The 9637-nt window shown below is 39.8% G+C and carries 7 protein-coding genes; 4 read left to right on the top strand and 3 right to left on the bottom strand.

Annotated elements, in window-relative coordinates; genetic code table 11:
* From ACFFAP_RS10195 to ACFFAP_RS10205, 3 genes are all read left to right on the top strand, one after another.
* A partial coding sequence (locus tag ACFFAP_RS10195; protein WP_375511101.1) for a methyl-accepting chemotaxis protein occupies window positions 1–1167 on the top strand: 1167 nt, incomplete at its 5' end.
* Between the two features lie 162 nt (window positions 1168–1329).
* Window positions 1330–1680: a four helix bundle protein gene (locus tag ACFFAP_RS10200; RefSeq protein WP_375511102.1), complete on the top strand. Its 351-nt coding sequence runs from the start codon at window positions 1330–1332 to the stop codon at window positions 1678–1680.
* Between the two features lie 91 nt (window positions 1681–1771).
* The gene (locus ACFFAP_RS10205; RefSeq protein ID WP_375511103.1) at window positions 1772–5392 is read left to right on the top strand and encodes a response regulator; all 3621 of its coding nucleotides are present in this window, start codon (window positions 1772–1774) and stop codon (window positions 5390–5392) included.
* A gap of 22 nt (window positions 5393–5414) precedes the next feature.
* Here the strand turns inward: ACFFAP_RS10205 and ACFFAP_RS10210 are convergent, their stop codons facing one another.
* From ACFFAP_RS10210 to ACFFAP_RS10220, 3 genes are all read right to left on the bottom strand, one after another.
* Window positions 5415–6140: a Uma2 family endonuclease gene (locus ACFFAP_RS10210; RefSeq protein WP_375511104.1), complete on the bottom strand. Its 726-nt coding sequence runs from the start codon at window positions 6138–6140 to the stop codon at window positions 5415–5417.
* 54 nt (window positions 6141–6194) lie between these two features.
* On the bottom strand, window positions 6195–7088 hold the full coding sequence (locus ACFFAP_RS10215; RefSeq protein ID WP_375511110.1) for an ABC transporter permease: 894 nt from the start codon (window positions 7086–7088) through the stop codon (window positions 6195–6197).
* Window positions 7089–7183: 95 nt separating this feature from the next.
* The gene (locus ACFFAP_RS10220) at window positions 7184–8269 is read right to left on the bottom strand and encodes a PotD/PotF family extracellular solute-binding protein (RefSeq protein WP_375511105.1); all 1086 of its coding nucleotides are present in this window, start codon (window positions 8267–8269) and stop codon (window positions 7184–7186) included.
* A gap of 424 nt (window positions 8270–8693) precedes the next feature.
* On the opposite strand from ACFFAP_RS10220, the gene cruF reads away from it, so the two are divergent.
* Window positions 8694–9605, top strand: a complete 912-nt coding sequence (gene cruF / locus ACFFAP_RS10225; protein ID WP_375511106.1) for a gamma-carotene 1'-hydroxylase CruF — start codon at window positions 8694–8696, stop codon at window positions 9603–9605.
* Window positions 9606–9637 lie beyond the last annotated feature (32 nt).

Genomic DNA, 9637 nt, shown 5'->3' on the forward strand with positions numbered 1-9637 from the left:
CTGGCAGCTTATCAAAATTCTGGAACTCGTGATTGGGAAGAATCGGAAGTCACCTTGTTAGCACGCATTGGCAACCAGTTAGGACTAACATTACAACAGACTGAATATTTGCAACAAGTACAAGGGCAGTCAGCCAAATTAGCAGAAGCAGCAGCACGAGAAAAGGCAGCCAAGGAGTTACTACAACAACGATCTATTCAACTCCTAACAGCCCTTAGACCCGCCCTCAACGGCGACTTAACAGTACGCGCACCCATTACAGAAGACGAACTAGGCACGATCGCCGATGCTTACAATAATACCCTGCAAGCACTGCGGCAAATAGTTCTTCAGGTACAGGGGGCTGCTCAACAAGTTGCCCAAACTTCCAGTAACAGTGAGGCTTCACTAGCAGGACTGACTAATCTAGCACAACAACAATCCGAGGAAATTACCGCAGCTTTAGGTGACATTCAGCAGATGGTGGACTCTACTCAAGCTGTGGTGACGAATGCTGAGTTAGTGCAAGTAGCGGTGCAACAAGCCAATGAAACTGTAGAGTCTGGCGATACTGCAATGAACTTAACTGTAAAAGCAATCCAAGGAATTCGTGAAACCGTCGCTCAAACCAGCAAGAAGATTAAACGCCTCAGTGAATCTTCGCAAAAAATCTCCAAAGTGGTGAATTTGATTGGTAATTTTGCCACACAGACAAACGTGCTGGCTTTGAATGCAGCCATTGAAGCCACCCGTGCAGGTGAATATGGCAAAGGCTTTGCAGTTGTAGCTGATGAAGTCCGTTCTTTATCTCGCCAGTCAGCAGCAGCAACCATCGAAATAGAAAAATTAGTCCAGGAGATTCAAGCAGAAACCGGAGAAGTAGCAGTAGCGATGGAAACTGGTATTCAACAGGTAGTAGAAGGCACAAATCTTGTCAATGATACTCGCCAAAACTTGAATGCGATCGTTTCTGCAACTGCCGAAATTAGTCAGCTAATCGAGCGAATTACCGCAGCGACTCAAAAACAAATGACGCAATCTGTAACAGTCACAAAATCAATGCAAGATGTAGCAGAAATTGCTAATAAGACTTTTGCTGAGTCTCAAGAAATTGCTACTGTGTTCCAAGATTTATCAGGCATGGCGCAAGATTTATTAACAACTGCTAGTAAGTTTAAAGTGAAGTAGTGAGTTAGGAGTGTGGAGTTAGGAGTTAGGAATTAAAAGTTAGGAATTATGAGTTATTGGGTCAAAGCATTAATTAGATAAATAACTAGTTTATTGGAAAAATTAAAAATGCTTTGACCTTAATTAATTGTAAATTTTGAGTTGAAGATAGGAGAAGAGTAATTGGCAGAGAGTATTATTCAACAGAAGAGTTTTCAATTTGCTTTTGAAATTATTCACCTATATATTAAACTGCAAGAGCAACGGGAATATGTGCTTTCTAAGCAATTACTACGAAGTGGGACAAGTATTGGCGCGAATGTTGAAGAGGCTAGCGGTGGTCAGAGTAGAAAGGATTTCTTGGCAAAAATGTATATTGCATACAAAGAAGCTAGGGAAACCAAATACTGGCTACGCCTACTACAACAGTCCAAATTAGTAAATATTGATTTAACCAATGAACTAATCTATGCAGACGAAATCATTCGGATTTTGAGTTCAATAGTCAAGACAACTGAAAAATCAATTGGTTGATCAACTCCCAACTCCCAACTCCCAACTCCCAACTCCTAACTCCTAACTCCTAACTCCTAACTCCTAACTCCCAACTCCCCACTCCCCACTTATGATCACAGATAACGAAATCCGCGAACAAGGATACATCTACTTTCTGGCTGAAGCCCCAGAATTAGTACAAATTATTGAACAAGAACTATTTAGCTTATCGGAAGGTTATAGCACTGCTAAAGTTCATAACTTAATGCGGGCTACTCATACACTTAAAGGTGGCGCTGCTAATGTTGGGCTAGAAGTAATTAAGATGATAGCCCATTTTTTAGAAGATGTATTTAAGGCTCTATATAATCCAGAAGTGGTAGTTGATGCCGAATTACAAACACTTTTGTTACAAGCTTATGAGTGTCTTAGCATAGCATTAAATACCGAATTAATCGGCAGTACTGTTAATAATGAAGAACTGCTTTATCGCACGACTTCAGTGTTTGCACAGTTGCAAGAAAAGCTGGGTGATGCATTTGGTGCTGAGACTCATATTCCCACTTCTGAAGAATTGGGATTTGATATTGTCCAGTCTGTTTTTGAAGTGGGAGTAGAGCAACGTCTAAACAGTATTGCTGAAGCTGTTAACAATCCACCAAGTGATGACGAATTTATCGAGTTTTTACACTCTCAAGCTGAGGTGTTTCTCGGTTTAGCAGAATCTCTAAATTTACCTGGATTGGGAGAAATTTCTCAAATAATTCTGTTAGCGCTGCAAGTAAACCCCACTCAGGTGCAGCAAATTGCAGAAATTGCCCTTGCAGATTTGCAACAAGCACAAAAATTGGTATTAGAAGGCGATCGCACATCTGGCGGAAAAACTTCTCCAGCTTTGCGAAAACTCACGACAGTGGCAAAGAATGAGTTATCTGGAGAATTACAAAATAATTCATCTGCTAGCATATTTGGCATTAATGAAGAACAATTTTACCAATTTATCACTACATCTGATAACAATAAAAACGAATCAGTAAAGCCAACAACTGCCAAGTTTTATTTAAAAGTAATTCGCTACATTTTTGGTTGGTTTAATCACGAGATACAAATACCAGAGTCTGAGCTTAATTTTGATTTAATGGTTCCCAGATTAGAAAAAGAAAGCTTACTTTATTATATCGATAATTGGCTAAAAAAAATTCTTGATTTTGTTCAAGATGAAGAAGATAGTCAAAGCCTTTGTATTTATCGAAATGGGATAATTTTAATCATTTTATTTGCTGTCACCAAGTTTCAGTATTCTGTGAATAAATCTGACAGCTACATCTTAGTCATTAAAATATTAAAAAACCGAATTCATACATTAGCACAAGAATATAAAAACTATCCTCCTGTTACTAGTAAAGAGAAAAATTGGCTTGAGAGTCCCAAGTTACAAACACTCTTAGTTCTTAAAGAAATACCTAATGTATCTTCTCAAACAACTGAGAACCTCCTAAAAGCAATATGGGGAGAAGAAGCTAGCGAAAACCTTACAGAGCAAGTCGTAACAACCAAAAATGATGATTCAGGAAAGCTTGATTTATTAACTGTCAATGAGCCGAGAATTAAAACTGTTCCTGCAACAGCTATTGAACTTATGCCTGATTTAGGTACACAAATTAACAAAGAAATAGAAGATAAATCACAGTATGTTCAAACTAAAAACTTTCGCCAACCTTCATTTATTCGAGTAGATACAGAGAGGCTGCAACATCTCAATTATCTAACTGGGGAATTGTTAATTTGCCAAAAACGGCATAGTTTGCAAGATGAACAAGTCAAAGAAATAATTGACCAATTAATCCAGCAACTCAGTAGACACCAAACAACTTTAAATGAATTACGTGATTTACCATTACAAATACAAAATATTGCCTCACAACAAACGCAAAATTTTGCAGTGAAATTTGACTCTTTAGAAATGGATGTATATACAGATTTTCAGATGACATTGCATGAAGCAATAGAAGAGACACTGCAACTACAAGAAACCACAGAGTCTCTTGACTTGCTTCTGACGCAAGCTGCCCAAATTAGTGACAAACAAGAAAATTTAACTCTCAATATTATAGATAGCTTAGTAGAAGCACGAATGTTGCCATTAGGCAATATCCTGAATCGCTTCCCCCACATGGTAGATAAGTTGGGGAATGTTCATGCCAAACTTGTAGAATTGAAACTTACTGGTACTGAAATACTAGTTGATAAAGCGATCGCAGAAAAGCTGTACGATCCTTTGTTACATTTAGTACGTAATGCTTTTGACCACGGTATTGAAGCTCCGCAACTTCGCCGAGAGCTTGGTAAACCAGAACAAGGGTTAATCGAAATCTGCGCCTATCATCAGGGTAGCCAAACTGTTATTGAGGTTCGGGATGATGGACAGGGATTAAATTTAGACAGAATTCGCAAAAAAGCTGCTGAATTTTATCCCATACAATCTGAAGAAAAAACTAGAACTTATACTTCTAATCTGGCTGAATCTGAACTTTTAGATATGATATTTGCACCTGGATTTTCTACTGCTGGTAAAGTAAGTGAAATCTCTGGGCGTGGTATGGGATTAGATATCGTGCGGACTCAGATGAACGCACTTAATGGTTCAATTTCAGTTCAATCCTTACCCAACCAAGGAACAATATTCATACTTAAAATTCCTTTTTCTATGACTACCGAAAAATTAATGCTAGTTCAAGCCAAAGGTGTTGTATATGCCCTTATTTTGGACAGTATCGAAAAAATATTGATTCCCTCTGAGCAGCAGATTAAAGAAATTGAAGGTAAAAAAGTCTTACATTGGAATACAGACGATGATGAGACTATGGTCAGCCTCCGTCAACTTTCAAAGTTGATTAATTATAATGATTCATGCTTTAGTAATGATACTTTATACAACACATCAAGTAATCACGATCCAAGCATAGCAAAAAATCCGGTGCTTTTGCTACGACGAAATCGGGCAAAGGTTGCTTTAGAAGTTGACCAAATAATTGGTGAACAAGAATTGGTAATCAGACCTTTAGGAAATGCGATCGCACCGCCAAAATATATTTATGGTTGTAGTAGTTTAGCCAATGGTAATCTCATCTTAGTGATTGATGCTTCGTTACTGGTAAAGTCTAGCGACCAACAAACAATACTTGATATTATGGCGCTACCGATAGCTTCTTCCTCAATTAAAAAAGCCTTGCCGATGTCAGGACATACTTTTTCATCTACACCATTACTTGCTGCATCTACTTCCACAACAACTATAGAAACCCAACCTAGTTATTCTCAAGAACCAGATAATAAATCACCAAAAGTTGTTTTAGTAGTAGATGACGCAATTAGTCTGCGCCAAACTCTCTCTCTCACTCTACAAAAATCTGGCTATCAAGTAATACAAGCCCAAAATGGTGTAGAAGCTCTAGAAAAGTTGCAGTTACATCCTGAAATTCAAGTTGTCGTCTCTGATTTAGAGATGCCACGAATGAATGGTTTTGAGTTGTTAAGCAATTTTTGTCAGCACCAAAGTTTAGCAAAAATACCTGTAGTGATTCTTACATCTCGCAGTGCTGAAAAACATCGTCAGCTTGCCCTAGAATTGGGTGCAAAGGCTTACTTGACCAAGCCTTATTTAGAGCATGAGTTTATTTCTACGATTAAGAGTTTAATTAACAGTAATGCAGATGATTTAAATCATTTACTTATGGCGGCAAATCATTAATTCTTTGGGAAATGCGATCGCCTTAATTACTAGGTATATTATTTGGATCTACACCTAGAGAACGTAAATACTGCGCTAATTGTTCAGCCCTTTGTCGTTCTTGTTCGGCCTTTTGTCGGTGTTGTTGTGCCTGTTCTGCATCTGTCAAATAGCGATTTCCTTGCTGATCATACCAAGATAAAAATTCCTGTTGTATCCCGGCAATTACAGCTTGGTGTCGCCCAATACCTAACCCCACCTCTGGCATCAAATAGGGTTCACCTATTTGTAGTTGGTAGTTTTCATCTATCAACTTATACACTTCAAAGGGTTGATGTTGGTCGCGTCGCCAAAATTCAGGGTTATAAATTACGTAGTACAATACACCGAGTTTTTTGTATATATCTAGCTTCTCGTCGTATTCACCTCCGGGGGTGTGGGATACCATTTCTAATGTGAATATTGGAACTACACCATTTTCTTCCCAAACCGCGTAACTTTTGCGTGATTTGCCACCCTTTTTCCGTTCTACTCCCACACTTAAAAAAGCATCTGGCACTACAGGTACTCTGGGATTTACTCCTGTGGTGTGATATACTCCCATATCTACCCCGAAGTACCAATCCATACGATTTGCCCAAATGGAGTTGAGTAAGAAGAGTAAAATGTTGGGCAAAAAGTTTTGGTCTTCGTTATCCACTGGCGTATCGTCTGAACAGGGAAGTTCATCAGTAGTTGGTAACGCATTTTTGAGATCAGGTGAGAGCATAACCGTTGTCTCGCTGGCGTTTGATGCCCTTATTATAAATGAGTGACAGAAAGTTTAGCGTTTGGGTGCAGTCTCGCCAAACTTAATTAAAAGTGCGATCGCAATACTAACAAGCAAAATTAACGTCATACTTAAAGCTGAACCAAATCCCCAATTTTGGGTTGCTCCCAGAAACTGGTTATAAACTAACCGCGCCGCCGTCATACTAGAAGCACCACCAAGTAATTCTGGATCGACAAAATCCCCCAAGCCTGTGATGAATACAAGCATAGAAGCAGCCGCAATTCCAGGAAAAATTTGCGGTACAGTTACTTGCCAAAAAGTTTCCACCGGATTTGCACCTAAATCAGCCGCCGCTTCTAGCAACCGCTTGTCTAGCTTTTCGAGAGAAGCATATAAAATCAAAACCATATAAGGTAACAAGCTGTAACTCATGCCAATAAATACAGCTTGACTCTGGTTAAGTAATTCTAAAGTAGGCAAGCCTAAATTGCTGAGTAAACTGTTCAATAAACCAGTAGGACGAAGAATTGTAATCCAAGCATAAGAACGAAGTAACGAGGAAGTCCACAAAGGTAAGACAAAAGCTAATAGCAGCAAATTTCGCCAACGCTGCGGCGCTATCTGAGCAATCCAATAGGCGACGGGGAAGCCCAAAATTAAACAAATTATTGTAGTGCCAAACGCAAAAAATAGCGATCGCCCAATTACTTGCACATAAAGGGGGTCAAATATACGGATGTAGTTTTTGAATCCGTTGGGATTGACCAAATCTCCTGGTCGGATGTCTGCAACTAAACTTAACTCGAAAATTATCAAAGTTGGCAGCACCAACAAAAGTAGTAACCAAATTCCAGATGGTGCAAGTAATACCAAAGGTTGCAGCCAATTCGCTCGTGGGCGATGCAATTCTTCTATATTGGAAATATCACTTTTTTGAAAATTCACCACTTATAACTCCTAACTCCTGTACAGACGCGATTAATCGCTCCTAACTCCTGTACAGACGCGATTAATCGCGTCTCTCCTAACTCCTAACTATTTTAGCCGCTAGTTAATTGTGTCCAATAGCGATCGTAAACCTCTTCAAATTCTCCTACAGGAGTAACACGTTCACAATTTGCTAAAAGTGACTCTGAGGGAAATAAATTAGAGTTATTTTGGATTGTTTTTGGCAATTCCTCAAATCCAGCACTATTAGGCGTAGAAATATTCAGACGTTGACTGATTTGGGCTGCTAATTCTGGTTGCAAAATCATGTTAATCCAAGCATAGGCTCCAGCCGGGTTGGGGGCTGTTTTAGGAATTACAATAGTGTCTGTCCATAATGAAGAACCACTGCGAGGAATTACATATTTGAGTTTAGGGTTTTCTTGAGAGATTCTCACTGCATCTGCTGAATAGCACATTGCCAATAGTAAATCTCCTGCCAGAATTTGATTTTGCCAAGCGTCTGTGTCAAAACGTGCGATCGCCGGTTTTAGCACCTTCAACTTTTCATAAGCTTGTTTGATTTCTTGTTCATTTTTTGAGTTGTAAGAGTAACCTAGCATCCGTAACGTCGCACCCATCACTTCTCGAACATCATTGAGCAAGGTCATCTGCTGATTAAGTTGCTTTTGGTTTTGCCAAAGGTAATCCCAGTCTTGTGGTGCATCTTTGATTTTTTCAGAATTGTAAAGTAAACCTGTTGTCCCCCAGTTAAAAGGAATGCTATATCGGTTATGAGGGTCATAGCTAGGATTTTGAAACCGGGGGAATAAATTCTCTAAACCGATTAAGCGATCGCGATCTATTTCTGTTAACAAACCTTTCTTTACCATCTTCTGCACCATATAATCGGATGGGTAGATGATGCTGTAAGTGCCGCCGCCTCCAGCTTGCAATTTAGCCAGCATCACATCATTGGAATCATAGACATCCGCTAGCACTTTCATGCCGATTTGGGTGCTAAAGGTTTTCAATAATTGGTTGTCAGTATATTGTGTCCAGGTAAAGATATAAAGTTGGTCACGTTGACCAGTAGTATTAGAATTAGCACGTACTTCAGCTAGCCTCCAGCCACAACTAGCTAAAGATAAGCCAGAAAGCCCTGCCACCCCTTTCAAAAATTGGCGTCTGTTAGTCATTAAGTTAGAAGCTGTTTATCAACAACCTCTAGATTACGGTATACTTAGTAGCCCCTGGCGTGATTTTTGGGGATAAATGTGTCAATCTTCACACTTACTGTAGGGCTTGCTTAATTTATGGTGGTTGTCCTGCCTCAACGAGATCTTTGTATCGGAAGGAGTTCTTCATCATACGGGTATCAGTGGGACAATAAACCAGAAGTTTTTGCAGATGAAATTATGTAGATTTTGACTATATAGCTTAAACTAGTAAATCTATAATCATATTTCTTATAGCTTCAATCAATAGGCTGTTATGCTCTTCCCAAGAAAGCCAAACAAGTTTGTAGAGAATTGCGGCACAAAGTAGTTAAATATGTTGTTAAACATTTGTAAACTGTTAGCAGCCGAGTCGCCGCGTGTCACATCTTGTTAAGGAATTATCATGAGACAACTTGTTATTGCTGAACGCGTATGCCTCATTGGTCATATCGTGTCAAAAGCCTTTGGACTGGTAGGGATGCTACTGGTCGTACCTAATGCCGAAATAATTTTAAACTTATCGCAGGTTGGAGAAACTGCCATACAGTTAAGTATGGCAGGTGGCGGTGTAGTTGATATCATCTTGGGGACAATAGCTGTCTCTATTTATGCCTACCGGACGTTGGGATTGGGAACTTGGCTAGCATTTATGCTGCCGGCTATGTTTATCTCTTTGGGAAGTGAACTACTAGGAACCAGCACAGGTTTTCCATTTGGTGATTATAGCTACTTGAGTGGCTTGGGTTATAAGATTGGGGGGCTAGTTCCTTTCACAATTCCTTTATCTTGGTTTTATGTTGGGCTATCGTCTTACTTAATTGCTATAACTGGTTTGAAAGTAGCTGAAAAACCTAGTTGGGGACGCCATATTGCGGCTATAGCCGTTGGTGCTTTACTCTTCACTTGCTGGGATTTTGCCCTTGAGCCAGCGATGAGTCAAACTTCTCTGCCTTTTTGGTATTGGGAACACCCAGGAGCTTTCTTTGGCACACCTTACCAGAACTATGCAGGTTGGTTTGGCACTAGCGCCCTGTTTATGAGTGTGGCAGGATTGTTGTGGAGAAACGCTTCGATTAAATTAGAGCGATCGCAACTTAATCTACCCTTAGTCGTTTATTTAACTAACTTTGCCTTCGCCGCCGGACTAAGCTTGGCCGCTGGGTTCTCTATCCCTGTGTTACTCGGCTTATTCCTTGGTGTGACTCCTGCTGTGGCGCTGTGGTTAAGCAGTTCAACCACTCCCACTCCAGTTGCTGTTGAACCAACAAGCAAGGAAGTCTCGGTGGCAAGAAACGTTAAAGTTGCCTTGAAATAAGCCTATAGATTGGGGAGTGGGGAGTGGGGAGT

This window comes from uncultured Nostoc sp. (assembly GCF_964245575.1).
GTDB lineage: Bacteria > Cyanobacteriota > Cyanobacteriia > Cyanobacteriales > Nostocaceae > Nostoc.

Bases quoted from the DNA above. Each gene is read 5' to 3' on its own strand.
- ACFFAP_RS10220 (WP_375511105.1), bottom strand. From the start codon at position 8,269: ATGACTAACAGACGCCAATTTTTGAAAGGGGTGGCAGGGCTTTCTGGC.
- ACFFAP_RS10205 (WP_375511103.1), top strand. From the start codon at position 1,772: ATGATCACAGATAACGAAATCCGCGAACAAGGATACATCTACTTTCTG.
- cruF (WP_375511106.1), top strand. From the start codon at position 8,694: ATGAGACAACTTGTTATTGCTGAACGCGTATGCCTCATTGGTCATATC.
- ACFFAP_RS10210 (WP_375511104.1), bottom strand. From the start codon at position 6,140: ATGCTCTCACCTGATCTCAAAAATGCGTTACCAACTACTGATGAACTT.